This window comes from Gemmatimonadota bacterium (genome assembly GCA_016713785.1).
GTDB lineage: Bacteria > Gemmatimonadota > Gemmatimonadetes > Gemmatimonadales > GWC2-71-9 > JADJOM01.
On the sequence record JADJOM010000001.1, the window covers coordinates 922,476 to 946,514 of the forward strand.

General features: G+C 74.0%; 37 protein-coding genes. 5 read left to right on the top strand and 32 right to left on the bottom strand.

The features are described 5' to 3' along the window. The first annotated feature begins 84 nt into the window (after positions 1-84). Entirely contained in the window at positions 85-1,377 is a 1,293-nt protein-coding gene (locus tag IPJ95_04070) for a methyl-accepting chemotaxis protein (GenBank protein MBK7922794.1), read from the top strand. A gap of 28 nt (positions 1,378-1,405) precedes the next feature. Here the strand turns inward: IPJ95_04070 and IPJ95_04075 are convergent, their stop codons facing one another. The 32 genes from IPJ95_04075 to IPJ95_04230 all read right to left on the bottom strand — a co-directional run bounded on the left by IPJ95_04075 (position 1,406) and on the right by IPJ95_04230 (position 20,763). Continuing rightward, positions 1,406-2,476, bottom strand: coding sequence for an alanine--glyoxylate aminotransferase family protein (locus IPJ95_04075; protein MBK7922795.1), 1,071 nt, complete (start codon positions 2,474-2,476; stop codon positions 1,406-1,408). 117 nt (positions 2,477-2,593) lie between these two features. Then, complete coding sequence (locus tag IPJ95_04080; GenBank protein ID MBK7922796.1) at positions 2,594-3,673, bottom strand: hypothetical protein; 1,080 nt, start codon at positions 3,671-3,673, stop codon at positions 2,594-2,596. A gap of 185 nt (positions 3,674-3,858) precedes the next feature. After that, the gene (locus IPJ95_04085) at positions 3,859-4,320 is read right to left on the bottom strand and encodes a DUF1569 domain-containing protein (protein MBK7922797.1); all 462 of its coding nucleotides are present in this window, start codon (positions 4,318-4,320) and stop codon (positions 3,859-3,861) included. A 34-nt stretch (positions 4,321-4,354) separates the two neighbouring features. Further along, the gene (locus IPJ95_04090) at positions 4,355-4,651 is read right to left on the bottom strand and encodes a hypothetical protein (GenBank protein ID MBK7922798.1); all 297 of its coding nucleotides are present in this window, start codon (positions 4,649-4,651) and stop codon (positions 4,355-4,357) included. A gap of 8 nt (positions 4,652-4,659) precedes the next feature. Beyond that, positions 4,660-5,262 (bottom strand): GNAT family N-acetyltransferase, encoded by a 603-nt coding sequence (locus IPJ95_04095; GenBank protein ID MBK7922799.1) that lies wholly within the window; start codon positions 5,260-5,262, stop codon positions 4,660-4,662. A gap of 133 nt (positions 5,263-5,395) precedes the next feature. Further along, the gene (locus IPJ95_04100) at positions 5,396-5,623 is read right to left on the bottom strand and encodes a hypothetical protein (protein ID MBK7922800.1); all 228 of its coding nucleotides are present in this window, start codon (positions 5,621-5,623) and stop codon (positions 5,396-5,398) included. Positions 5,624-5,717: 94 nt separating this feature from the next. Further along, entirely contained in the window at positions 5,718-6,194 is a 477-nt protein-coding gene (locus IPJ95_04105; protein MBK7922801.1) for a DUF2721 domain-containing protein, read from the bottom strand. An 81-nt stretch (positions 6,195-6,275) separates the two neighbouring features. Then, the gene (locus IPJ95_04110) at positions 6,276-7,289 is read right to left on the bottom strand and encodes a transporter (protein MBK7922802.1); all 1,014 of its coding nucleotides are present in this window, start codon (positions 7,287-7,289) and stop codon (positions 6,276-6,278) included. A 122-nt stretch (positions 7,290-7,411) separates the two neighbouring features. Beyond that, entirely contained in the window at positions 7,412-7,705 is a 294-nt protein-coding gene (locus IPJ95_04115; GenBank protein ID MBK7922803.1) for a hypothetical protein, read from the bottom strand. Positions 7,706-7,873: 168 nt separating this feature from the next. Continuing rightward, a complete protein-coding gene (locus IPJ95_04120) occupies positions 7,874-8,323 on the bottom strand; it encodes a DUF2214 family protein (protein MBK7922804.1) in 450 nt (149 codons plus the stop codon). Beyond that, positions 8,323-8,520: a hypothetical protein gene (locus tag IPJ95_04125; protein MBK7922805.1), complete on the bottom strand. Its 198-nt coding sequence runs from the start codon at positions 8,518-8,520 to the stop codon at positions 8,323-8,325. Before IPJ95_04125 ends, IPJ95_04120 begins: the two co-directional genes overlap by 1 nt. Positions 8,521-8,575: 55 nt before the next feature. After that, positions 8,576-8,767 carry a hypothetical protein gene (locus IPJ95_04130; GenBank protein MBK7922806.1) on the bottom strand — a complete coding sequence of 64 codons (192 nt, stop codon included), beginning with the start codon at positions 8,765-8,767 and terminating at the stop codon, positions 8,576-8,578. Next, positions 8,764-9,033 (bottom strand): DUF2164 domain-containing protein, encoded by a 270-nt coding sequence (locus IPJ95_04135; GenBank protein ID MBK7922807.1) that lies wholly within the window; start codon positions 9,031-9,033, stop codon positions 8,764-8,766. The genes IPJ95_04130 and IPJ95_04135 overlap by 4 nt, the downstream gene beginning before the upstream one ends. Positions 9,034-9,055: 22 nt before the next feature. Next, entirely contained in the window at positions 9,056-9,325 is a 270-nt protein-coding gene (locus IPJ95_04140) for a hypothetical protein (protein ID MBK7922808.1), read from the bottom strand. A gap of 23 nt (positions 9,326-9,348) precedes the next feature. After that, positions 9,349-9,777 carry a peptide-methionine (R)-S-oxide reductase MsrB gene (gene msrB, locus IPJ95_04145; GenBank protein ID MBK7922809.1) on the bottom strand — a complete coding sequence of 143 codons (429 nt, stop codon included), beginning with the start codon at positions 9,775-9,777 and terminating at the stop codon, positions 9,349-9,351. 119 nt (positions 9,778-9,896) lie between these two features. Then, a complete protein-coding gene (locus IPJ95_04150; protein ID MBK7922810.1) occupies positions 9,897-10,472 on the bottom strand; it encodes an HD domain-containing protein in 576 nt (191 codons plus the stop codon). Positions 10,473-10,477: 5 nt separating this feature from the next. Beyond that, positions 10,478-10,843 (bottom strand): hypothetical protein, encoded by a 366-nt coding sequence (locus IPJ95_04155; protein MBK7922811.1) that lies wholly within the window; start codon positions 10,841-10,843, stop codon positions 10,478-10,480. Continuing rightward, entirely contained in the window at positions 10,840-11,238 is a 399-nt protein-coding gene (locus IPJ95_04160) for a hypothetical protein (GenBank protein MBK7922812.1), read from the bottom strand. The genes IPJ95_04155 and IPJ95_04160 overlap by 4 nt, the downstream gene beginning before the upstream one ends. Before the next feature lie 116 nt (positions 11,239-11,354). Further along, complete coding sequence (locus IPJ95_04165) at positions 11,355-12,578, bottom strand: aminotransferase class V-fold PLP-dependent enzyme (protein ID MBK7922813.1); 1,224 nt, start codon at positions 12,576-12,578, stop codon at positions 11,355-11,357. Positions 12,579-12,631: 53 nt separating this feature from the next. Next, on the bottom strand, positions 12,632-13,288 hold the full coding sequence (locus IPJ95_04170) for a pyridoxamine 5'-phosphate oxidase family protein (GenBank protein MBK7922814.1): 657 nt from the start codon (positions 13,286-13,288) through the stop codon (positions 12,632-12,634). A 173-nt stretch (positions 13,289-13,461) separates the two neighbouring features. Continuing rightward, the gene (locus IPJ95_04175) at positions 13,462-13,875 is read right to left on the bottom strand and encodes a DUF814 domain-containing protein (GenBank protein ID MBK7922815.1); all 414 of its coding nucleotides are present in this window, start codon (positions 13,873-13,875) and stop codon (positions 13,462-13,464) included. Positions 13,876-13,896: 21 nt separating this feature from the next. Then, positions 13,897-14,142 (bottom strand): hypothetical protein, encoded by a 246-nt coding sequence (locus IPJ95_04180; protein MBK7922816.1) that lies wholly within the window; start codon positions 14,140-14,142, stop codon positions 13,897-13,899. A gap of 196 nt (positions 14,143-14,338) precedes the next feature. Next, positions 14,339-14,581: a hypothetical protein gene (locus IPJ95_04185; protein ID MBK7922817.1), complete on the bottom strand. Its 243-nt coding sequence runs from the start codon at positions 14,579-14,581 to the stop codon at positions 14,339-14,341. 61 nt (positions 14,582-14,642) lie between these two features. Beyond that, positions 14,643-15,710 (bottom strand): hypothetical protein, encoded by a 1,068-nt coding sequence (locus IPJ95_04190; GenBank protein MBK7922818.1) that lies wholly within the window; start codon positions 15,708-15,710, stop codon positions 14,643-14,645. Between the two features lie 2 nt (positions 15,711-15,712). Then, positions 15,713-16,108, bottom strand: coding sequence for a hypothetical protein (locus IPJ95_04195; GenBank protein ID MBK7922819.1), 396 nt, complete (start codon positions 16,106-16,108; stop codon positions 15,713-15,715). Further along, positions 16,105-16,524: a DUF1801 domain-containing protein gene (locus IPJ95_04200; GenBank protein MBK7922820.1), complete on the bottom strand. Its 420-nt coding sequence runs from the start codon at positions 16,522-16,524 to the stop codon at positions 16,105-16,107. Before IPJ95_04200 ends, IPJ95_04195 begins: the two co-directional genes overlap by 4 nt. A 136-nt stretch (positions 16,525-16,660) precedes the next feature. Beyond that, positions 16,661-17,296: a class I SAM-dependent methyltransferase gene (locus tag IPJ95_04205; GenBank protein ID MBK7922821.1), complete on the bottom strand. Its 636-nt coding sequence runs from the start codon at positions 17,294-17,296 to the stop codon at positions 16,661-16,663. A gap of 37 nt (positions 17,297-17,333) precedes the next feature. Continuing rightward, positions 17,334-18,254, bottom strand: a complete 921-nt coding sequence (locus IPJ95_04210) for a hypothetical protein (GenBank protein ID MBK7922822.1) — start codon at positions 18,252-18,254, stop codon at positions 17,334-17,336. Continuing rightward, positions 18,251-18,949, bottom strand: coding sequence for a DUF4386 family protein (locus tag IPJ95_04215; protein MBK7922823.1), 699 nt, complete (start codon positions 18,947-18,949; stop codon positions 18,251-18,253). Before IPJ95_04215 ends, IPJ95_04210 begins: the two co-directional genes overlap by 4 nt. Continuing rightward, positions 18,949-19,350 (bottom strand): hypothetical protein, encoded by a 402-nt coding sequence (locus tag IPJ95_04220; GenBank protein MBK7922824.1) that lies wholly within the window; start codon positions 19,348-19,350, stop codon positions 18,949-18,951. Before IPJ95_04220 ends, IPJ95_04215 begins: the two co-directional genes overlap by 1 nt. A 104-nt stretch (positions 19,351-19,454) precedes the next feature. After that, on the bottom strand, positions 19,455-20,210 hold the full coding sequence (locus tag IPJ95_04225) for a GNAT family N-acetyltransferase (protein MBK7922825.1): 756 nt from the start codon (positions 20,208-20,210) through the stop codon (positions 19,455-19,457). 22 nt (positions 20,211-20,232) lie between these two features. Continuing rightward, entirely contained in the window at positions 20,233-20,763 is a 531-nt protein-coding gene (locus tag IPJ95_04230; protein MBK7922826.1) for a 2'-5' RNA ligase family protein, read from the bottom strand. A gap of 131 nt (positions 20,764-20,894) precedes the next feature. On the opposite strand from IPJ95_04230, the gene IPJ95_04235 reads away from it, so the two are divergent. The 4 genes from IPJ95_04235 (at position 20,895) to IPJ95_04250 (ending at position 23,935) form a co-directional block, all read left to right on the top strand. Then, complete coding sequence (locus IPJ95_04235; GenBank protein MBK7922827.1) at positions 20,895-21,785, top strand: helix-turn-helix transcriptional regulator; 891 nt, start codon at positions 20,895-20,897, stop codon at positions 21,783-21,785. Positions 21,786-21,814: 29 nt separating this feature from the next. Beyond that, the gene (locus IPJ95_04240; GenBank protein ID MBK7922828.1) at positions 21,815-22,300 is read left to right on the top strand and encodes a nuclear transport factor 2 family protein; all 486 of its coding nucleotides are present in this window, start codon (positions 21,815-21,817) and stop codon (positions 22,298-22,300) included. A 643-nt stretch (positions 22,301-22,943) separates the two neighbouring features. After that, on the top strand, positions 22,944-23,339 hold the full coding sequence (locus IPJ95_04245) for a hypothetical protein (protein MBK7922829.1): 396 nt from the start codon (positions 22,944-22,946) through the stop codon (positions 23,337-23,339). Positions 23,340-23,485: 146 nt separating this feature from the next. Continuing rightward, the gene (locus IPJ95_04250) at positions 23,486-23,935 is read left to right on the top strand and encodes a nuclear transport factor 2 family protein (protein ID MBK7922830.1); all 450 of its coding nucleotides are present in this window, start codon (positions 23,486-23,488) and stop codon (positions 23,933-23,935) included. Positions 23,936-24,039: the final 104 nt, after the last annotated feature.

The window sequence follows — 24,039 nt, forward strand, 5'->3', positions numbered from 1 at the left end:
CGCAGGGGCCCCGGCACGCCGTGCGCCGCCCTTGCCCCTCGCCTCCCGACCGGCCTACGTTCCACTCCCTCCACCACATCGCTCATGGCCTCACAGCGCCAGATGTTCGTCCGCCGGATGTACCTCGTCGCCACCCTGCTGGTGGTGTCGATGGGGCTGTTGTTCGCGGGCATCGTCTGGCTGGGCTACGGCCGCACCGACAGCGGGCCCGGGTTCCTCTCCGCGCTGGCGCTGGCGATGGCGGTGTACGTCGCGGCCGGCATGCTGGTGGCGACGTTCCTGGTGAGCTGGACGGTCCGCAACATCCTCCGCCCCCTCGGCAACACCGTGGTGGTCGCCAGCCGGGTGGCGCAGGGTGACCTTTCCGTGGCGGTCTCGGCCATCAGCTCCCAGGAGACGGACGGCCTCACCACCGCCGTGGCCACCATGCTCACCCAGCTCCGCACCCTGGTGAGCGCCATCCGGGGGAGCGCGCAGGAGGCGGCCTCCATGGCGCAGCAGATCTCCTCCTCCACCCAGCAGATGAGCGCCTCCACGCAGGAGGTCTCCGGCACCTGCAACGACCTCACCGACCGGGCCACCCGTCAGGCGGCGCTGGTGCGCAGTGCCGCGGAGGACGCCCACCGGATCCTCGAGATCGCGCAGACCCTGGCCGTCAGCGCCGGCGAGGCCGCGACCCGCAACGCCGCCCTGGCCCAGCTGGCACGCGACCACCGCGACCAGCTGCAGGCGAGCTCCAGCGAACTGCGGCGGCTGGCGGACGAGATCGCGCGGGGCGCGGAGGAAGCGGCGGCGCTGGCCACCGCGTCGGAGCAGATCGAGCAGTTCGTGACCGAGACCAAGGCCATCGCGCGGCAGACCCACATGCTGGCGCTCAACGCCGGCATCGAGGCGGCCCGCGCGGGCGAGGAGGGCAAGGGGTTCGCCGTGGTGGCGGAGGAGGTGAAGAAGCTGGCCGGCCACGCCGCGCAGGCCGCCACGCTCACCAGTGAGACGGTGCACCTGGTGCAGGAGCGGGTGGCCACCGCGCGGGAGCGGCTGCTGCGGCTGGCGCGGGGCGGCGAGGCGGCGCGCGCCACCGCGCAGCAGGCCTCCGAGGGCCTGGCCCGCGTGGCCGACGAGGCCCACCAGACGGACGAGTGGAGCCGGCAGATCAGCCAGTCCACCACCGAGGTGCGGGGCCTCGTGGAGGGCATCGCCAGCCGGATGCAGGAGGTGTCCGGCGGCACCGAGGATGTTGCCGCCGCCGCGGAGGAGATCGCGGCGAGCGCGGAACAGCTTTCGGCGAGCACGGAGCAGGTGGCGGGCTCGGCACACGCCCTGGCCGAGGGGGCGCAGGGACTGCTGACCCAGGTGGGGCGCTTCAAGGTGGAGTAGCCGCTGACCGGGGCGGTCCCCGGTCCGGCTACCGGCCCAGCCGCCGCCCCAGGGCGTCGAGCAGGCCGGCCAGGTGCTCCGACGTCATGTCGCCCTGGTGGCCGATGCGCAGCACCCGCGGATCGCTCACCGTCGCCGGGGTCACGAACCACCCCTCCTCCGCCAGCGCCGCCACGACGGTGACGGCCGCCAGCTCCGGCGGGAGTTCCAGGCAGGAGCAGGCGCTGGCCCGGCGCCCGGCCGCCGCCAGCAGCCGCACCCCCGGCTGGCCAGCGAGCCAGTCATCCACCTGGGCGGCGAGCGCCGCGTGGCGCGCCCAGCGCCGTTCCAGGGTCTCCCCATCGAGAATCCGTTCCAGCTGCCGGTCGAGTGCCCGCACCAGTGCCGCCGGGACGGGGCCCAGGGTCTGGCCCCGGCTCGCCGCGGCGTGGTGGGCGGCGACGTCGAGCTGCATCCCCCGCCCCGGCTGGGTACGGACCCGCGCGAGGAGCCGGGGGGAAGCCGCGGCGAACGCCAGCCCCGGCGGGAGGCCCAGCGGCCCCTCGGAGCTGCCGACGACGAAGTCGAGACCCCACTGGTCGGTCTCGAGCGGGGTCGCGCCGAGGGTGCCCACCGCGTCGACGTAGAGGAGTACCTCACGGCGGGCGCGCACCACGCGGGCCAGGTCCGCCAGCGGCGCCAGCGCCCCGGTGGCCAGGTCGACGTGGGAGAGCACCACGCTGTCCACCTCCGGCCCGCAGAGAAATCGGGTGAGGTGGGCGGGCTCGAGCACCTGTCCCGGGTGCACCACCACGCGGATCACTTCCTTCCCCAGCGCCTCCGCGGCGGCCGCCAGCGCATCGCTCTCGGCGCCCGCCACCACCACCAGGGCCCGGTGCTCCACCACCGCCTGCAGCCCGATCTCGCGCACCAGGGCCGCGGAGCCGGGGATCGTCAGCACCGGTTCGGCGGTCCGGAAGAGGGCGCGCAGCCGGAGCGTGGCGCGCGCCAGCACCTGGGTCAGGGCGGCCGGCGGCAACGGCGCTTCGTCCTGCAGGATGGCGCGCAGGTCCGGGTGGACGTCGGCGACGGTGGCGAGGAAGTGGCGCCCGTAGGTCACGGGCGCCGCGCGTGGCGAGGGAGGTGGGGGGCGCGGGGCATGGCGGCTCGCCCGAAGAGTAGCCTCACCCCCCGAGCCCGCGGCAGGGAGGGCGTGCGCGGCGCGCCCTCCGCCGCTTCAGCAGGCGGGCCGGGCGGCCAGGAACCAGCAGCGGGTGTAGGGGCTCCCCTTGAAGAAGGTCATGAGGAGGTTGGCCACCTTGGACTGACCGCTGGTGCTCGGGTGCATCCCATCGGTGCTCATCACGTCGGCCACGGTCCAGACCAGGCCATCGGCGCGGCCCGCGAGGCCGTCGGTCCAGAGGTACGCGCCCCAGGTGACGACCGGGACGCCGGTGAGCATGTCGCCCGCGATCGAGTCGACCGCGCCGGTTTCCCGCTGGACGATCTGGGCCTGGATCAGCCATCGCACGGCGATGCCCGTCTCGTAGGCAAACGGCTCCGGGCTCTGGTCGGTGATCGAGTAACCGGCGTAGGTGCGCGTCTCGAGGAACACCAGCTGCAGGTTGGGATACCGCTGCCGCATGGCGCGGAGCGCTTGCGCCGTCTCCCGGATCACCACGAAGGCATCGGCACCGGCATCCGGCAGGCTGTGCTGCGGGAGGTTGTGCGCCGGCTTGAGCCAGACCGCCTGCACCTGCCGCTCGCTCAGCCCCCGGGACTTGAGCCGGGTGGCGATGGTGGTGTACACCGCGTTGCCGGACGCGGTCCACTGGTTGATCGGGGCGCCACCCATCGCGCCATTGATGATCGCCAGCCGGTTCTTCTGCACGGCGGCATCGACGGTGGCGCGCCCGGTGAAACTCCACGAGGTGCAGGTGGGCCAGCTGGTGGCGGTGGCCGCCGAGCACCATTCCTTCGAGGCGTTGCTCGGCCCGGCGCTGAGCAGCACCACCTTGCCGCTGCCCCAGCCCGGATACCCGAGCCCGCTGACGTTCCGGGGGACGATGGCGCGGGCGGCCGCCCGGGCCGCGGCGTCGTGACTGGCCGGCACGGCGTTGCCACCGGGATAGAGGGTGACGGCGAACCAGTCGAGGTAGCGCTCGCCCGGCCCTGCGTCGAGCATCGGCGTGAAACCGGTGCTGGTGATGGGGGCATGGACCGCGGGGAGACCGGGGGAGGTCGGGTCGATCGGCGCGGTACACGCCGCCAGGATGGGGAGGACCAGCGTGAGGCACGCCCTGCAGGGGCGAGACATACGGCCTTCCAGGTGCCGCCGCGCGCCGCCGGGGGCGAGCGTACGCGGCGAGGCACACCCCAAAGATCAGCGGCGGCCAGGCCGGGTCAAGCGGGACGGACCTCCGTGAAGGGAGTTTCGCGGCCGCCTCACAATGAAGGGAGCTTCGCCCGCCCTTCATGGTCGGCCGCGCCGCCGGGCGCGGGTTACACGCCGAACTGACGCAGGTGGTGATCGGCGTGCCGGGCCTGCAGCACGCCCCAGGTGCTCCCGCGCAGCGGCCCGAAGGCCGGATGGTCCGGCCAGACCCCCGCGCACCCCCGCGCCGCGAACCGATCCAGGGCTCCCGCAAACGCGGCGCGTTCACCATCGAGCTCCACGGGATCGGACCCGAGCAGCCGCGCCACCAGCTCGGGCGCGGTCGGCGCCCCGCGGGGAAAGGGCAGGACGTGGATGATCAGCTGCTTGAACGGCGGCGTGTACAGGACCCACGGCACCGGCCGCCGCGCCACCGGCAGTTCCCCGGTGGCCATGCGGAGGGCATCCGTCAGGTGCGCCAGCATCCGCGGCGCGGTGAAGGTACCCCATCGGGGCGTGGCGGCGGGCGAGAGCGCGGCGACCCGGCGCACCAGCGCGGCGCGGGTCTCGGGATCCCAGAGCGTCGGCATCGGGCGACTCCGTCGGCGGTGAGGGGGAGGAGGACTACCAGGGCACGCGCTGAAGGTACACCCAGACCAGGCCGGCCCCCGCCGCGCCAAAGAGCAGCGCCGCGGCGAGGGTCGGGAGGGATCGCATGCGGATGGCCATGACGCTCCCCATCCCCAGCATGGCCAGGCCGGCCAGCGAGGCGAGCAGTGCCCCCGCGCCTCCCAGCAACCGGACCAGCCACAGGGGCGTGGTCCCGCCGGCGCCACCGCCGGCAAGCCCCAGGACGCCCAGCGGCAGCGCGGCGACGAGGAGGAACCCCAGCCACCGCCGGATCACCCGTCCCGGCAGCACGTCGTCGCTCAGCGCGGCCCGGCGCCGCGCGCCAGGCGCCCCAGCAGGTGCTTCCGCACGTCCGGCCACTCCGCGGCGAGGATGCTGTACATCACGCTGTCGCGCACCGAGCCGTCGGGGCGCATGTGGTGGTGCCGGATGACGCCGTCCTTCCGCGCGCCGAGCGCCTCGATGGCGCGCTGGGAGCGGAGGTTGAAGTTGTCGGTGCGCAGCCCGACGACCTGGCAGCCCAGCGCGTCGAACGCATGCCCCAGCAGCAGCAGCTTGCAGCCGGTGTTCACGTGGCTCCGCTGCCGGCTGGCGGCGTACCAGGTCCAGCCGATCTCCACCCGGTCCACGCGGGGGAGGATATCGTGATAGCGCGTACTGCCGACGATGGTCCCAGCGGCGAGCTCGCGCACCACCCACGGGAGCATGTGGCCCTCGCGCTGGCCCTCGAGCGCGGTGGCGATGTAGGCCGCCGTCTGCTCCGGCCGTGGCACCGAGGTGTACCAGAGCTCCCAGAGGCGGCCATCGGCCGCGGCGGCCTGGAGGCCGTCGTGGTGCGCCTCGGCGAGCGGCTCGAGCCGCACGCCGTGGCCTTCGAGGGTGACGGGGGCGAGGGTGATCAGGAGCGGACTCCGCGCGGAGGGCCGGACCCGGGGGCCGGGCCCCCCAGGCATGGGCATGGGTGCCCGGCACACGTTACCCGCGGCGCCGGGCCGGCGGAAGTGTGGCCCCCGGACCGCGACGCCCGCCCGCGGTTCAGCCGGTGGAATCCGGCGTGGGCCCGGGCTCCTCGTCGTGCACCCAGCCCTGGCGCGGGATGCCCGTCGCGGCCGACAGCCGCCAGCGGAAGCGCAGCGGACCGCCCTTCTGTTCCTGGTCATCCGCGTCGAGTTCGATCGCCTCGACGTGTTGTCCCGACAGGCGCCGGACCACTTCACGCTGCTCCGGCGTCAGGACGATGCGCACCGGTTCTGGCTCGGACATGGACCACTCCTCGGATGCTGGTGTTGGGACCGGCAGGGCCCCGTCGGTCGGCGGAGCCGGGAGGAGAGCGTACGACGGTCGCGTAACGGATCGGTCACCGGGGCGGCGACCGAGACTCCTCGTCCGCGGGCGGCTGCAGGGTGAGGTGCAGCGCGGTCAGGGCCTGGAACAACTCGCGCACGAACACCAGCATCGCGCCCACCAGGCTGAGCAGGCTGGCGACGAACAGGAGCGCGGCCGCCAGCGCCACGTTCCAGCCCAGCAGCAGGCCGAGGAAGAGCACCGCGATCAGCACGCCGATCATCGCGACGGACGAGGCGCCGAGGGCCACGGCCAGCCGGATCAGCCGGGCGCGGTGCGCGAGGATCGCGAGCTGGGCGTCGAGGCCGGCTCGCTCCTCCGCGTGCGCCGCGCGCCGCTCCGCCGCGAGGATGCGGGTGCGGTCCACGATCCGGCCCAGTCGCGCGGTGAGGGTAAGCAGCAGCAGGCCCACGCCGGAGATCAGCACCACGGGGGCGATGGCCCCCTGGATGATGCGGAGGATGTCGGCGGGGGCAAACGGTGACAGCATGATCGGGGGCTCCCGTGCGGGCGGCGGACAGGCGGCGCGGCTGCGCCCAAAGTTAGCCGGTCCGCTGCGGCCTCGCGGCCGTCACTCCCGGCGCCGCCCCAGCGCGAACCAGGCGGCCACCACGGTGAACAGCGCCAGTGCCGCCACCACCCGCGCAAAGCCGCTGCCATGCGCCGCGAAGGGGATCCCCCCGACGTTCATCCCGAAGAGCCCCGCCACGAGGTTGATCGGCAGCGCCAGCACCGTCACCACGGTCAGCACGAACAGCGTCCGGCTGGTCTCCTCTCCGACCAGGGCGCCCAGTTCCTCTTGCAGCAACTTGACCCGCTCCACCAGGGTGCCGGCGTCCGCCACCGCCACCGAGAACTCCTCGGCGGACTCCCGCAGGTCCTGCACGTCCTCGCCTCCGATCCAGCCGGGCGGCCGGCTCAGCAGGCGGAACAGCGAGGCCGGCTCGGGCGCCAGCAGGCGCTGCAGCCGCACCAGGGTGCGGCGGAGCGTCCCGAGCTCCCGCCGGCTGGTGGCCACCCGGTCGGCCAGCAGCTTGTCCTCGATCGCGTCCACCTTGACCGTGGTGGCGCGGACGATGTCGGCGAGCACGTTGGCCTGGTGGTGCAGCAGCTGGGCCAGCATCTCCGCGGGAGACCGGAACGGCGCCCCACCCCGCACCGCGTTCCGGAGCAGGTCCACCGAACGCACGGGGCGGAGCCGCGCGGTCACCAGCAGCCGCGGCTCCAGGCAGAGGTGGACCGTCGAGACGCTTTCGGGGTCGAAGGTGAAGTCGAACAGCACGTCGTGGATCACCGCGACCAGCGCGTCCCCGTCCTGCTCCAGGCGAGTGGAACTGGTCGGCGCCGTGATGGCCTGGTAGAACGCCTCCGGCAGCGACAGGTGCCGCCGCATCCAGCGTTCCGAGGCGGCATTGGAGAGGGAGAAGTGAAGCCAGAAGAAGCGTTCCGGGGGTCCGGTGGCCGGATCGAGGAGCGCCGCAAGCTGCTCGGCGTCCACCATGGCCGCGCCCTGGCCCGCGCCGAACTGGTAGGCGCATACCAGACCGTGCTTGTCGGAACCGTAGCTGGTTTCGGGAACGTCCACGCGCGCCCCTGGTGGAGCACCGGCAGCGGAAGTGGGCAGGCGTGCGCCGGAGGGCCGTCCTGCAGCCACCCGGCGCGGCAAGGGACCCGACGGACGACAGGGGCCTGGCGGGCCCCTGAGGATCAGGCCGAGTGCAGCAGCGCGAGCGAGCGCCGGTGCGCCGGGCCGCGCTGGACGTGCCGGTCTTCCCGGCGGGTCCGCAGGCCGACCCAGCTTCCCGTGCGCGGTCCGCTGCCGCGGAACTCGAAGTGCGCGGGGTGCAGCACCCGCTCCGTGAAGCGGACCGCGGCGCCGTCATGGACGATGCGCGCGGCCGTCAGCTGGCCGGCCAGCGCGGCGGCGGTGTACCACCGCCCGGGCGTGACCATTGGGTAGGCAGTCGCGTAGGCGGGCTTCAGCTGGGCTTCGCGGAGCATGCTCCACTCCTGAGGGAAGGGAGGAAACGCACCGAAGGGTAGCCGCGCGGCGGGCAACGCGGCGTGAGGTATGTGTGAAGCTACGATTCGATTGGGGGGTGGTCAGGTCCCGGATGTAACGGTCAGGTCAAGAGGGGCGGTACAGGTTGGTTGGTCCAGCCCTGAACATCAGAAATCGAACCCCCGCGCCATGGCGGTGGCCACGAAGACCAGCACCACGATCAGCGCCACCTGCACCCGCCCGGTGGTGGCCCACTGGGCCGCCTTGCGGGTGTCCAGCGGGGTGCCGCGCTTGAGCGCGATGCGCCACAGCGTGAGGCCCACCATCGGGCCCAGCTCGAGCAGGAACACCAGGGTGAAGAGCCCGAGCTTGAGCCAGAAGATCCGGCCGCCGAAGTAGTAGTCCACCGGCTTCTCCAGGCCGAGCAGCAGCCGTGGCAGGCCGGTGCCGAGCCACAGGAGCGCCGCCACCCCCCACCAGGCGTCGGCCCGGAGCGCGCGGCGGACGCACGCGGGATCCGGGGCGCCGGCGAGCGCCCGCGAGCGGACCCAGATGGCGCCCAGCCCGATCCCGAGCCCGAGCAGGTGCAGCGAGGCGAGCAGCCAGCGGAGCAGCATCAGGCGAGCGCCGTGCCGGGGATGGAGACGCCGTGCCGCCGCAGCACCGGCAGCAGGGCCGGCGCCACCCGCATGGTGGTGATGCCCGCTAGGTCGATGTCATGCCACCGGCCCCACAGGAACGAGCGCTCCGCCTCGTAGCGCACCCGGTTCCACGGCACCAGCACGGGGGGGCGGCCCAGCCGGAAGAGGCGCATGGGGTGAGGTAGAGCCCCTTCGGGGTGGCCACGAGCGTGGTCACGCGGTTCTCGTTCACCCGGCGGAACCCGTACACCATGCCCCGCAGCCGCTCCCCTGCGGCTCCTCGCCGCCCGGGTACTCCGCGGCGAGCGCCGGCCAGCCGGTGAGGTGCGCCAGCAGCGACGTGACCGCGACCCAGAAGCCGGCGAAGAGCAGCAGCGCCAGCGGCACCGCCACCACCGGCGCGAGCTGTTCGGGGCTCACTTGCGCCGCACCGAGGCCCCCTTGGGCCAGTAGGCAAAGGTCGGCTCGGAGCAGGTGCCCTCGAGGTCGGCCACCCGGTCCCGCAGGAACGCCTGCGCGTCGGCCACGCCGGCGTTGTAGGCCGACGGGCCGATCTCCTTGAGGAAGAACTCCAGCAGCGCGATCGCCTGCAGGTCGCTGGCCTCGAGCTCGAGGCCTTCCCGGCAGAAGCGCCGGATCGAGGTGAGCGCCTGCTTCCGATCGTCGTGGGACAGCGTCACGGCCATCTGGGTCTCCGTGGCGACACGGTTACGCGGTGGGTGCGCCGGGGAGCCGGCCCCCGTCGGCATGCCGCGCCAGCAGCCGCTCGGTGAAGTCGAGGCGCTCATGCACCTCGGCCAGTTCCTGGCGGAGCGCATCGACCTCGCCCCGCAACTCGTCGATCGCGGCGCCGTCGCCCCCGTCGCCGGCCCGCAGCTTGAGCTCCTCGATGCGGAGCCGCTGCACCTTCTGCATGCCGTTGAACCCGATCACCAGCAGGGGGATCGCCAGCGCGAAGAGCGGGATCAGGATGCCCATGGGATCCTCCCTGGACCGTGGGGTCAGTCGCCCGCGGCGTCGGCGAGCGAGGCGAGGTCCGCCTGGTCGGTGAAGGCGAGCGACTCGGAGTTGACGCAGTGCCGCTGGCCGGTGGGCCATGGGCCGTCCGCGAAGACGTGGCCCAGGTGCGCGCCGCAGCGGGCACAGAGGATCTCGGTGCGGACCATGCCGTGGCTCCGGTCGGTGTGCTCGCGCACGTTCTCCGGCGCCACCGGCTGGAAGAAGCTGGGCCACCCCGTGCCCGACTCGAACTTGGCGTCGGCGCCGAACAGCGGCAGCCGGCAGCAGACACAGCTGTAGGTGCCGGCGCGGTGGTTGTCGAGCAGCGTGCCGCAGAAGGGGCGCTCGGTGCCCTTCCCGCGCGCCACCTGGAACTGCGCGGGGGTGAGCTGCGCCCGCCATTCGGCGTCGGTCTTCACCACCGGCGCCAGCTCCACCGGCCCGACCAGCTCGCCCTTCCGGTTGTACACCCGTAGCCGCACCCGGCCTCCCGATCGGTGATGCCCAACGATGCCGCGGCCAGGCGGCGGGGACAAGGCGCCTCCGCGGCTCAGCCGGCGATGCGCGCCCGCGCCTCGAGCGCCGCCACCCGCTCCTCCAGCAGCTCCCACAGCGGCTGCGGGGCGCGACCCCGGAAGGCGTCGGACAGCGACCGGTAGTACCAGAGCGTCCCCTCGCGCCCGCCGGCGAAGCGGGCCCACACCGCCTCGCCCAGCTGGGTGTAGTCGCGGAGGATCGCGCCCACGTTGTGCACCTTGTCGGCGATCGACACCAGCAGCGCCGGGGCCGGCTTGTGGGGAATGGAGGCAAGATAGGCCTCCTTCCGCTGCCGCCACGGCGGCTTGGGGGTGACCTCCGCGTCGGTGCAGGCCGCGACGATGTCGGCCACGCCATCGCCGAAGCGGGCCCGGATCCGGTCGAGCATCGGGCGGCCGCCCTGGTCCTCGACCGCATCGTGCAGCAGCGCCGCGATGGCGGCATCCTCGTCGCCGCCGGCCTCGAGCACCAGCGCCGAGACCGAGAGCAGGTGCGCGATGTACGGGACGGCGGTGCCCTTGCGGAGCTGGCTGCCGTGGAGTTCGCTCGCAAAGGCGAGCGCGGCCGAATACCTGGGTCCCACCGCCACCTCCCTCAGCGCGCCATGAACACGTCGACCAGCTCGCCCCGGATCCCGGTGGTCTCCCGGGTGCCGCGCCGGGTGAGCTGGGCCAGCCCGAACTCCTCCTCGTCCTCGTCGTAGAAGACGATGGTGCCCTCCGGCTCCTGCGCCACCACCCAGTATTCCCGCACCTCCGGCTCGCCGGAGGTGATGAGGATCGACGCGTCGCGCAGCTCGAACTCGGCCTGTTCCGGCGGCACCAGCGCCCGGCGCAGCGCCGCCAGCTCCGCGCGCGCCCGCTGGGTCGACCAGCGCATCCCGAGCGACCGCGACGCCGCCGGGTCGTCGTGGGCCGCGAGATCGGCCGCCACCACCGCCGCCACCTGGTCGTCGGTCATCCGGCGTGCCGGGGCTGCGACAGTCCATCCCACTCCGCCGAGCCCGGCTCGGCCCGCAGCCAGCGGACCGCGGCCTCCTCATCCACGAACACCGACGCCGTCAGGCCGCGATTGACCACGACGTTCTCCCAGAACTGGCCGTCGGGCAACGCGCCGGGCGCGCAGACCACGGCCACCCGCCCCACCCTCGGCGCCTGCGCGGCGATGAACTCCGCCGCCCGGAAGGTGTCCATGGTGCCCAGACGGTACTCGAGCTCCTGCTCCAGGCAGAGCACCCGGGTCACCCCGTGCTCCACGCACGCCGCGATGACCGCGAGCCCGTATCGTTCCACCTCGGCCAGGCTCCCGTCGAACCCGGAGGCCTGGACCACGAGGGTATCCCCCTCGACCTGCATGGTGTGGCGGATGGCCACGCGGTGTCCCTTCGATCGGCTGGCGGCGCGAGGGCGGTCCCGGCGGCGCCTGGTGGTGAGGGACCGGGAAGTTACCGTGCGGCGGGGCGGGGGTCTACTCAGGAGCCACCCAGCTCCGCGGCCAGCGCCGCGAGCAGGGCATCCACATCGGCGGCGGTGTTGAAGAGGTGGGTGGAGATGCGCTGGCCGTTGAACCAGCCGCCGGGCACCACCTTCACCATCACCTGGTGACGCTGCAGCAGCGCCTGGGAGAGGCGGTGGGCCTCGACCTCGGGCGGCAGCCGGTAGCTCAGCAGCGGCGCGGCCTGCGCTCCCTCCGGCGCCCCCACGACCGTGACGCGCGGCAGCCGTGCGAGGCCGGCGCGCACCCGCTCGCGCAGCGCCAGGTTGTGCGCCTCGATCGCCGGGAGGCCGATCGCGTCGAGGTAGTCCATCGCCACGCCGAGTCCCAGCACGCTCGGCAGGCTGGTGACCCCGCTCGAGGCGCTGTAGGCGGCGCGCCCGCCCTGCAGCTGGATCGGGTCCACCCGGCTTCCCAGCTCGGCGCTCAGGTAGAGCAGGCCGGTGCCCTTGGGGCCGAGCATCCACTTGTGGCCGCTGGTGGCGTAGGCATGGCAGCCGAGGGCCTTCACGTCCACCGCGAGGCCGCCGGCGGCCTGCGCGCCATCCACCACCGCCAGGCAGCCCCGGTCCCGCGCCAGGAGGGAGAGCTCCCGCACCGGCATCCGGAGCCCCGTGGACGAGAGCAGATGCGAAAACGACAGCACCCGGGTGCGCGGGGTGATCCGCTCCGCGAAGCGGGCCACGAGGACGGTGGGATCGTGCTCCTCCGGCGCGATCGGGACCACGTCGATGCCCACACCGGCGGTACGTGCCAGGTAGTCCCAGCCGGACCGGCCCCCCGGGTGCTCCTGGTCGGTGGTGAGCACCCGGTCGCCGGCGCCGAGGCGGAGCCCCTGCGCCACCTGGTTCATCCCGTCGGTGGTGCAGCGGGTGAGCACGAGTTCATCGGTGGCGCAGCCCAGGAAGGTGGCGGCGCGGGCGCGGACGGCGTCCATCGCCTGTTCCTGCGCGCCGTAGCCCACGGCGGTCGGGTTGCGTTCGAGGTCGCGCCAGAAGGCCACCGCCTGCTCCAGGACCGGCCGTGGCGTGGGCCCGAGCGAGCCGGTCTGCAGGTAGTGCAGCCCGGGATCGAACAGGAAGTCGGCCGGATCGGGCGCGAGGCCGCGCGGCGGGAGCGGACGCCCGGGGGGCAGGGGAAGCACCCCGCCCACCGCGGCACCCGTGAGCGCCTGCAGGAAGGCGCGGCGTGAGGCGCTCACGGCATCGAGATCCATGGCGGGGGGACGGGGCGGCCGCGCGGCGGGCCGGGTGACTAGGCCTCCCCGGCCATGAGCTTCGCCGCGTACTCCTCCATGGTGATGGTGCCGCCCGCCCGCACGGTCTTGCCCGCATCCCGGGGCGGGAGCGCCTCCTGCACCAGGTCGATCCGCTTCCAGGTGGCGTATGGGGTCTCGCAGCCCGTCCGGGGCACGTAGGGCGAGGCGGCCACCCGCGAGTGTCGGTGCACGTACCGCGAACAGTTCACGAACATCGCGTCGATCGCCACCCGCACGATGAGGTCGGCGCCGGGATACGCCGCCAGCAGCGGGTCCTCGGCCTGTACCGTGGCCGTGCCCTGCACCCGCAGGCGGTGCGGGGTGTCGAAGGCGATGAACAAGAGGCCCACCTTGCCAGTCGCGGCGATGTTCCCGGCCGAGAGGTACATCCCGTTGCCGTCGTAGACCGGAAAGGCCAGCGTCCGCAGGTCCACCACCCGCACGAAGCCGGGGTCGCCACCCTTGTAGGAGCAGGTCGGCTGACCGGCCGCGTCCACGGTAGACAGGAAGAACATGTCCCGTGACTCGATGAACGCCCGTTCGTCCTCCTGAACCTCGGCGTGCACGATGGCCTGGGTCATGAGGTCGGCCAGCTTCGTGGCGCCGAAGCGGTCCTGCAGGGCGCGCTGCGCGGGAGAGTAGAAGGAGGTCATGCTCGTCCTGACGCGAGAGGGGTGGCGGATCCGGCGTGGGGCCAGCGCAGGCGACAAACTACTGTGGCGTCGCGGGCCGGGCCAGCGATGCTAGGGCATGCCGTCGGGGCGCACCGGCGCCGACGAGGCCGTCTGGGGGAGGAGGCCCCGCAGGCGGACGGTGGGGTCGCCCATCACCCCGGCACCCGCCACGCCGCGATGAGCTCGTCGGTGGCCGGCCGGGTCTTGATCATTCGCTCGCGGGTGATGGCCACGGTGCCGGGCTTCGCCCCCCTGGGCTTGGAGACGTGGCGGGCCTCGGTGCAGCTGACCGCCACGGTCCCCGCCGCGCGCGCCTTGCTGTGGTAGGCGGCCACCGAGGCCGCCAGCTCCACGGCCCCCTTCTCCGGCTCCCGGCCCTCCGGCACCTGGAGCACCACGTGACTTCCCGGCAGGCCATGGATGTGGAACCACAGGTCGCGGGGCCGCGCAAAGCGGAGGCTCAGCTCCTCGTTGGCCGCGTCGGTCTTGCCGGCGAAGACCCGCCAGTCGCCAGGCAGCAGGTACCGCACCACCCCGGCGGGGGTTGGCACCTCGGGAGTGCTCATGGGCCGGTGCGCGTGGCGGCGCTACGACGCACCGATGCTGTCGACGAAGACCAGCGGACCCACCATGCAGGTGCTGGCGTTGTTGGGTGCGTCGCGCAGCACGGCGTGCACCTTGAGGCCATCGGTGCGGAATCCCGGGGACAGGTTCACCGGCTCGTAGCGCTGGTCCGGCGCCACCTCGATCACCCAGCATCCGCCCTCCAGCGGGAGGAGGCGGACGGTGGCGTCGGTGGTCACGACCTGCCCCGGCGGAATCTCCGGGATCATGGGAGGATCCGAGGGGCCGCCGCCGCAGGCAGCCAGCAGCAGCGACAGGGAGGCAAGGGTTGCGTGGCGCATGGGGCCATCCCGGGTGACGTGAACGGCGACAGGCAGCTTCCTGCACCAAGCTAGCCGTCGTCCCGGCACCGTCCATGCCCCCGCGGGCGCCTGGTGACCGGCGTCACCCGCGGGATCCGGTCCGCTACGCCGTGTGCTTGAGGTAGAGCAGCTCGAACCGCGCCTCGGGGCTCCCGGCCTGCATCACCGACACCAGTTCCCACCCCCCCTTCCCCGCCGCCGCGAGGTAGTCCCAGCACATCGGGCAGGACTCGAGCATGGCCTCGGTGTCGGCACCCCCCAGGGGGATGGTGCCGGTCCACTCGCCGTTCACGAAGGTGATGTGGTTCTGCTGCTGCTGACAGACCTGGTAGGAGTAGCGCGCCACGCATGCCGCCGGGGAGGGGGAGCCGGGATTCTAACCCGCGCGGCGCCGCCCGCCACCGGGCTCAGTTGGGGAAGGCCGACTTGAAAGCGAACCGGGCCCGGAGGCGGCCGTCGTTCCCGGCGCCGTCCCACTGGGCGCCCACCGAGAGCGTGGCCCACAGCCCGCGGGCCACCCGCAGCTCCGAGCCGCCGGAGAGCACCATCGCGGCGTCGGCGTCGCCCCGCTTGGAGAGCTGCAGGTCGAGGTAGACCTTCTGGTGATTGGTGCCGCCGTAGAACCGGGCCACCGCGCTCCCCGCCATCGCGAACTTCCCGCTGGTGGAGTCGCGGTCGGAGGCCATCCGGGCGCCCACCACCAGCTGCCCCCAGGTGCCGATCCCGCCGCCGTAGCTGAGCCACGCGGCGTACTGCCGCGCCTCGAGGTTGTTGCCGGCGGAATCCCCCACGGCCACCACGCCGAGTGCCGCATCGAACACCCGCTTGTTCCAGGCAGTGTCGGCCACGGCCTCGGGGAGCGCCCGGTATTCGGCGGTGAGCCGCTCGAGCTCCGCCAGCTGCCCGGGCGTGTACACCACCGGGGCGTCGACGCCGCCGGCCTCCGCCGCGTCCTCCGCGGCGGCGTCGATGGCGGCCACCTGCTCGATGATCCGCGCCGCGGCGGCGAGGAACGCCGGGTTGGTGCGCAGGTCGGCGCCGTCGATGAAGCTGGTGCGGACCGCCACGGCGAGCGCGGTCTGGGGGCCGTCCTCTTCCCGGCGCCGGGTGGCCACCGAGAGCCGCAGCCGGTAGAGCGCCGGCGAGCGCTGGTAGCGCTGCAGGGTGAGCCGTCGGCCGAAGAACAGCATCCCCGGCGAGACCTCCAGGGCCGCCGCGCGCGGCAGCGAGAGGCCGCCGTCGCCGGTGAAACCGGCCAGCACCACCGCCAGCTCCCGCACGGTGGTGGGGCGCACCAGGTCGCCGGCGTCGCCATCCACCAGCGTGAGGGCCGGGGCATCGGGCACCGCGTAGTCCACCCGGTAGGCCCGGGCCAGGCTGTCGACCTGCGACGGCACCTGTGCCCGGGCGGCGCCCGGGGCCAGGTACGCGAGCGCGAGCAGCGCGCCCGCCAGCCGCACGCGCGGGGCGGGCACGCTCAGGCCCGCCGCAGGCGGGCGCGCAGGTCCACCACCACCGTGGGCTCATCGGTCTGGCTCGCCTCCCGGGCCTCGCCGATCACGGTGGCGCCCTGCTTCACGGTCATGAACACCGCGTACTTCCGGTGCCCCTGGATGAGCCACACCCGCGCGCGGCACTGCAGCAGGTGCTCGGCGTTGGCGTCGGGCGGCGCAAGCAGCGCATAGCGGTCTTCCACCTCGTCCATGAAGGAGCCCCGCGCCTTGCGGACCACCGAGAGGCCGTCCGGCGTCCACAGGCGCAGGGTGTAGGTCCCCATCTGGGCCTCGCCGCAGGTGAGCTCCACGCTCAGGTCGGCCCCAGGCCCGAAGCGGATGAGTTCCTCCGCCGGGGCGGTGAGGCCGGTGCCGGTCATGGGTCCCTCCGGGTTCGGGATGCCCGCGTCGGCTTCCGCAGCTCGGCCAGCCGCGCCTTCACCACCTTCTTGACGAGCGCTGCCGGGACCGGACGCTCCAGCGGGAGCCGCAGCGTGCCCTTGGAGGTCTCATAGCCCCTGATGGCGGCACCGAGCGCGCGCTTCACCGGGGCGGTGACGGGGTAGAGGCTCACGTGCGCCTTCCAGGCGGCATACCAGATCAGGAGCTTCCCCTCCAGCCGGTAGGCGGGGATCCGATAGCTGAACGCATCGGTGGCGCCGGGGGCGGCGGCGCGGATCGCGGCCTGGATGGCCTTGAGCGCCTGGCGCTGGGCGGGCGGCTGCGCGGCGAGGTAGACGCGCACCAATGCCTTTTCGTCCACGTCGGGACGCCGGGTCTTTGCAGCGACAGCCATCGTGGCCTCTGACAGGAAGGGAAGGGGAGGGACCGCCCATGCGGCGCGCCCGCACGCCACGGTGGGATGCGCGCGCGCGGCTGTCAATGGCGTGGGACACCCAGCCGGGGTGTTTGGCGGGCGGGTGTCAGCGGCGCTACGGAAGCACGCTGGCGGGCCGGCTGTAGCGCCCCGTGCCGCGGCGGCGGACCGCATCGTAGTAGTGGTTCTGCCCGTCGTCCTCGTATTCGCCGACCACCGCGAGCCCCTCCGCGTGCAGCAGGTCGCGATACGCCGGCGCGCCGAGGGAGCGCGACGGCTCGCCGGTGACCGCGTCCATCCACGCGCAGGCCGGCGCCGGGGCGGTGAAGAGCAGCCGGCCCTCCGGCCCCAGGGCGGAGGCCATCCGTCGGATCGCGACCCGCTGGGCCTCCTCCGGCAGCAGGAAGACGAGCCCCCAGGCCACGATGCCGTCGAAGGTGCGGTCAAAGAATGCCGTGGTCTCGACCGGCTCGCAGGCCACGGGAATCCGGGGGAAGTTGGCGCGGAACGCCGCCACCATCGCGGACGAGGCATCGAGGGCAAAGACCTGGTGCCCCTCTTCCACCAGCGCGCGGGTGATCGGGACGCCCGAGCCGCAGGCGACGTCGAGCACGGCGGCGTCGCGCGGCAGGTCGCGCGCCCAGGCGCGCACCTCGGCGGCGCCGATGGCCGCGCCGGGGCGGTTCCGCCCGGCGAGGAACGCGGCGGCGTGCCGCTCGTAGCCGCGGGTGGGATCCGGCGGCAGTGTCATCACGGCTCCAGCGACCCGGCGTACGCCGCCACCGCGATCATGTCGGCGAGCGGGCCCGCCGTCCATCCCGCCGCGCGGGGGGGGGGGGGGGGGGGGGGGGGGGGGGGGGGGGCGGGGGGGGGGGGGGGGGGGGGGGGGGGGGGGGGGGCCAGGGCGGCGCGGGCGCCATCCCCCGGAGGGCCGGTCCATGGCAGGTGGTGCAGGCGCTCAAGGCGCTGGCCGCACCGCCCCGCGCCACCGCGGCCCCGCGCGCCACGCTCCCCGGCGGCACGTAGGTCACGTACCCCAGCGTCGGATCGCGCAGCTCATGTCGCTCCCCGTCGTCGGCCATCTCGATCAGCCGCTGGCCCAGCGGCTCAGTGCCCGGGCCCGCCCGGTACAGGCCAACCACCGCGACCGGGCTGGGGATGGTCTCCGCCTCCACCACCCGGTGGCGGCGCGCGAGCGGCAACGCGGCGAAGTACGCCGCGGCCTCCGCCAGCTCCTCGTCACTCACGGCGTCGGCCACGGTCGTCATGAAGGTCGCGGGGAGGTACGGCAGGGGCGCCGCGGTCTGGCGTTCGCGGCGTTGCATCTCGCGCACCTGCGCGATGATGTACGCCGCCGGCAGCCCTGAGAGGCTGGCGTTCTCCGGCCGGCCCCGTCCGTCCGGCAGGTGGCAGAAGCCGCAGGCCATGACCGCCGGCCGCCGCCCCCGCGCGACCACCGTGGGCATCGGCGGGTGACTGTCGGGGAACCAGTCGGGCGGCTGGAACACGTCGACCACCCGCGAGCGCGGGTACTGCATGGCGCTGCCCGGCACCGTGTGGAGGGCCGCCGGGTCGCGCCCCGGCGCCGCGGCGGCCGGCACCATCGGAAATGCCCACGCCGGCACCTCGAAGGCCGGCGCCGCCTGCGCCACCGCCGCGCGCGCCAGGCACGCCGCCAGCACCACGGGGAGCCATCGCCTCGGCCTCATGCGCGGCGCGCCTCCATGGCGGGCGGCCAGCGGATCAGCGCCACGCCGAGCACGATCATCCACAGCGGCAGCAGGTAATTGTTGACCGCGGCCACCGGCGCCACCAGTCCGGTCACGTTGCGGAACATCCCCGTGAATCCAGCCACGGCCGTCACCACGCCCAGCCACCCGAGCCAGCGGCTGCGCCCGGCCGCGCGCCAGGCCAGTGCCGTCAGGAGGAAGAACGCGTTGACCGACAGCTCGCCCAGGAACTCGCCCAGGTAGTTGCCGAGGTAGGTGTTGTAGCCGTCGAAGGTGGCGGCCAGCAGCGGGCGCTGGGTGGCGTCCGCGGTGGCGTGGAGCTCCGCCAGCCGCCACTGCAGCGAGGGCCAGCGCATCAGGCCGAGCATCATGCTGAGGGCGCCGAGGCCGGCGCACTGCAGGGCGAGCAGCATCCCGCCGGGGTGCGTGTCGCGCAGCGCGCGGTAGGCGCCGACGCCCGCGGGCAGCCACAGCAGCGGGAGGAAGGCGTACGCCGCCCAGACGGCGCGGCCCGCCGTGCCGGTGGCGAGCAGCCGCGGCAGCACCGTGTCGGCGGGGCCGTCGAGGATGGCGGGATAGTCGAAGCTGGCGGCGAGGTAGCTGAACACCGCCAGGAAGGCCGCGGCGCCGAGCACCAGGGCCCAGCCGCCGGCGTGGATGCTGTGGCGGGGCATCAGGCGGTGGCCCGTGCGCCGGACGGAGTGGTGAGCAGGTAGGCCGCGAACAGGACGACGAGAATCGCGTCGACGATGACCGCGATGCCCGCGCCATCATGCAGGAACGGCCGCCCGATGGACAGCAGCAGCCCGATGAACACCGTCGTGCTGCCGATGGCCATCAGCAGCGCAACGCGGCGCACCGCGGGCCGGAGGGCGCCGCACACCAGGAACACTCCGACGAACCCGATGAGCGCGCCCCAGTTGCGGACCACGATCTCGGCCACGGGGCCCTCGAGCGTCTCGCCGAAGTTGGCGCGAAGGGCGCCGCGGGAATCGACCGCGGCCTGGAACATCGTGGCGGTGAGCAGCCCCGCCACGATCATGATCCACCTGATGCTGGCGTCGAGCCAGCGCATTGGCGACCTCCTTGAGGGAGAAGGAGCACCTGGGCCGCGCGGCGCGAGGGGCACCGCGGCCGGGCCCCAGGGGGAGGGGCCGGGTGTGAAGATACGCCGATCCGTCAGATCCGCGACCGGAGCACCCGGCCGCAGGGCCACATCCCTGCCCGCTCCAGGGCCCTCCGGGAGGCCGCGTTGCCGGCATCGCAGCGCGCGGCCGGCACGTGGCCCCCTTCACGGCAGATCCGCTTGAGCTCCTGCAGCAGCCAGGTGGCGTAGCCGCGACCGCGGAAGGCGGGATCCACTTCCATGTAGAGGTCACCGTAGGGCGGGTTGTAGTGATAGAAGAGCCCGCCGGTGGCCACGATCCGCCCCTCGCGGTCGAGCCCCCACTCCCCCACCGGCTCGGTGGTGTGGGGAAATGCCCCCGCCCGGTCAGCCTCCGTCAGGCGGCGCAGCGTCACCCCGGGGGCCGGATGGTGCGTGGTGTGCTGGTCGGCGAAGAGGATGGTCGGCGCGGTCCACTCCCGGCCGGCGTCGTAGACTCGCAGGTGGAGGAACGGGTCGTTGGTCTGCGCCTCGATCCAGGCGGGATGGCTCGCGGCGAGCAGCGCCTCGAACAGCCGCCGCCCCTCGCCCCGCGCCTCGGGTACCAGGTAGAACTCCATCAGGGTGTCGTGCGGCTCGCCGGGGCCGCCGCCGGTGGCGCCGTAGCCCGTCACGGCGCCGTCGAGGTGCAGCAGCCAGGGCGTGGTGAAGCCGCGCCCGTGCCAGGCATCCTTGATGATCTGGCACGCGACCTCGCGGCGGTACGCCTCCCGGAGCGGCAGGATGGCGTCGAGGGGCGCCGGGGAGACGGTGATCTCGGGTGCGTACATGCGGTTCCCGGGGTCGAGGGCTTCAGGAAGTCGGCGGCGCACCGAGCGGGAACGTCGCCAGCACCCGCCACGGCCCTCCCGGCTCCTGCTCGATCAGCCGCGCCACGTCGAAGGTGAGACAAAGTCCCTCGGGCAGCGTCTGCGCGATGGCGAGGGTGTCAGCCGGCATCTTGGGATTCCGGGGATGCGCCAGCGTGAGGTGCGGCTCGGCGTGCCGGATCGCGCCGCCGCCGAGCAGCCGCTGCCGGAGCGCGTGGTACGCCGGCTCCCCCGCGATGCACGGGAGCAGGATCCCGTGCCCGTGGAACGTCTCCGGGTGGCCGAACGACAGCGTGAGCGGCGCGATCCCCGGCGCGGCGCATCGCGCGGCCAGCGCCGCGGCATCGAGCCCCGCCAGCTCCACCTCGCGGCAGAGCGTCACGTGCGCCGGGATGAGCCGCGCCTGCACCGGGTCCACCCGCCGCCGCACCGCCTCGAGGATCGTCGCCGCCGCGGGCGGCACGTAGAGGCTCAGCTGGACGCGAGTCGGCGTGGCTTGGGCGGCGGGTGGCATGGCCCCGCCAAGGTACCTCCCGGGCGGGCGCGGACAAGCCCGCGTCAGGCGTCCCGGGAAACCCGCCGCGAGGCCCCGCCGTCCGGTGCGGGCGTTGGCACCGTCCGCGCCGCGCCCTACCTTTTCCAGAGTTGCGCCCGCCCACCCCCGACCGGAATCCGCCACTGAACCGCATCGCCGCGCTGCACCAGACCGACGACTGCGCCGTCCGCCACTTCGACCATCCGCCGGGACAGCCGCACCAGGATCCCGAGCGCGAGGTGGCCGAGGGCTGGGGCATCGCGTTCGTGCGCGCGGGGGCGTTCGGGGTGGAAGTCCATGGGGCACGCGAACGGCTGGTGGCGGGGAGCATCTTCCTGACCCGGCCGGGCCTCGCCTTCCGCTGTGCCCACGACGGCCCCTGCCCCGACGACGTCTGCCTGGCGGTGGGCTTTGCGCCGGAGGCGGTGACGGGGTCGGAAGACGCCTGGACCCGCGCGGGCTGGGCCGCGCGCCGGGTGCCCACCCCGCGCCTGGCCTACGTGCAGCGCCGCCTGGCGGGCGCCGCCAGGGCGCAGGACGCCTTCGAGCTCGAGCGCTGGGCGCTGGCCGGCCTCGCCGCCCTCGCCGCCGATGCGGCCGGTGGTCGTGGGCGCGGGCCCTACGCCCCACGCCGCGCCGACCTGGACGCCGTCACCGCCGCCTGCCACGCCATCGAGGCCGAGCCCGCCGCGCGCCGGAGCATCGCCGACCGGGCCCGCGCGGTGGGGTGCACCGGCCCCGGACTCACCCACGCCTTCCGGCGCTACCTGGGCCTCTCGCCGCACCAGTACGTGGTGCGCTGGCGGCTGGCGGACGCCGCCGCGCGGCTCGACCAGGGTGCCCCGGTGAGCGACAGCTGCTGGCGCTCGGGGTTCGAGAACCTGAGCCACTTCTGCCGCACCTTCCAGCGCGCCTTCGGCACGCGGGCGTCGCAGTGGCGCTCCCTGCCCCTCCCCGAACGGCGACGGAAAGTGCAAGCGCTGCTGCGTGGCCGCCCCTAGCTTCTCCGCTCCCTCAACGGAGGACTTCGATGAAGGTCCCGGCATTCCTGCTCGCCCTCGCCACCACCGCCAGCGCCACCCCGCTCGCCGCCCAGGCGGCGCCGCGGGTGGCCACCACCCTCCCCGCCGCCGAGCTCCGCGCGCTCGAGGCACTCCGCCACGACGTCTGGATCCACTGGTTTGCCGGCGATACCGCCGCGCTCCGCCGGGTGCTCGGCCCCGAGCTGGTGGCCATCAGCCCCGATGGGCCGCACTGGCAGGGACTGGAGCAGACCCTCGCCGGATCGGCCGGGTTCGCGGCCGGCGGCGGGCGGCTGCTGTCCATCCGGTTCGACTCCACCACCGTGCACCGGATGGACAACGTGGTGGTGATGTTCTCGCACTACGCGCTGGAGCTGGGCCAGGACACCACCCGGTTCCAGCAGGCGGGCCGCGCCACCGAGGTGTTCGTGCGGAACGGCGGGCGGTGGGTGCATACCTCGTGGCACCTGGATAACACGGGCGGCGCGCGCTAGCGGCGGCGTGGCCGGCGGGCCGCGCATGCACGGCCCCCTACGGCGCGCGGGGGGGGGGGCGGGGGGGGGGGGGGGGGGGGGGGGGGGGGGGGGGGGGGGGGGGGGGTGGGGGGGGCGGGGGGGGGGGGGGGGCGGGGGGGGGGGGGGGGGGGGGGGGGGGGGGGGGGGCGCCGGGGGGGGGGGGGGGGGGGGGGCGGGGGGGGGGGGGGGGGGGGGGCGGCACCTCCGCGGGGGAGAGGTGCGCGATGAGGACCGGCACGCTGTCCTCGACCCGGTCCCCGCGATCGGAGGTATCGGTCGTCGCGGGAACCTGTGCCGCCAGGCTGCAGGGACCAGTGGCCGCGACGGAGTGCAGCAGCAGCCAGGTCAGGCACGCGGGGAACCGGCACCACGGCACTCGCATCTTGGCCCGCTCCAGGTGGTGGGAAGATCGGGTGAGGTTTCCCTGCCCCGGCGTCGCCTCCAGCGGCGACTGCCCGGGAGGAGCCGGACAGGGGACGGAGCGGAAGATAGGCGACGGGGTTCGCGACAGGGCGGGCGCCCCTCCCCGGCCACCGCCTGACACCTGCCTGACGCCTGCCTGACGCACCCCTCCTAGATATTGCCTCCGGATCGTCCCCCTCCCCTCCCCTCCGGAGTGACCATGCCCCGATCGCGGCGCCGTCGCGTTTTCGTCCACGCCCTGCTGCTCCCCGGGATCCTCCTCCCGGCCTGTCGGGTCGGCCCTGGAGCGGCCGCCGATCCCGCCGCCCGCGTCCTTATCAGCGGACCGATCCTGGGCCCCGATGGCGCCTCCATCTGCACGAGCCATCCCGCAGCCCGGATCCGCGTGCTGGCCACGGACAGCACCGGCCACCCGGTGGAGACGAGCGACAGCCGCTGCCCCACTGACAACTTCTTCCTGGTCGTCCCCCCGGGCACCTACACGCTGCAGGTCAGCGGGCCGCCCGACTCCCTGGCGGCCCAGGCCACCAGCGTAGCCCGGGTGGAGGCGCGGAGGGATGTGGAGGTGGCGGTGCGAGTCGGGGTCGGTGAGTAATTGGGGGGAAGCGGGAAACGGGAAACGGGAAGCGGCGGCGCCGGAGCACGGGCCGGGGTGACGGAAACTCCGCCACGTCACAGCCCGTACCGATCCCGGGCCGGCCAGCGGCCGCAGCCCCTCCACCGTCCCCCTCGAGGCCATCCATGCACCTCCGCCCCGCCCTGCTCGCCGCCGGACTCAGCCTGCTGGCCCTCAGCACCCGCGCCAGCGCCCAGGCCGCGCCTGATACCGCCGGGGTTCGCCTCGCCGTCCTCGATTACGTCGAGGGCTTCTACGAGGGCGATTCCACCCGCTTCCTCCGGAGCGTCCGCCCCGAGGTGGACAAGTTCGGCTTCTGGCACGACAAGGACGGCACCTACAAGGGCGGCCCGTTCACCTGGGAGCAGTTCTTCGGCTTTGCGCGCAACGTCCGCGCGGGCAAGATCAAGACGCCCCCCAACGCCCCCAAGGACGTGACGATTCTCGACGTCCAGGACCAGACCGCCGCCGCCAAGGTCCGGGCCTGGTGGGGCACCGACTACTTCCTGCTGGGGCGGTACGAGGGCCGCTGGATGATCCGCCATGTGTTGTGGCAGGAGCCGGCGGCGAAGTAGCAGGGGAACGGGGAAGAGGGAAGCGGGAAGCGGGAAGAGGGATGAGGGAAGAGGGAAGCGGGAACGGGGGCCGCCCCTACCGCCTTTACCGCCTCTCCCGCCCC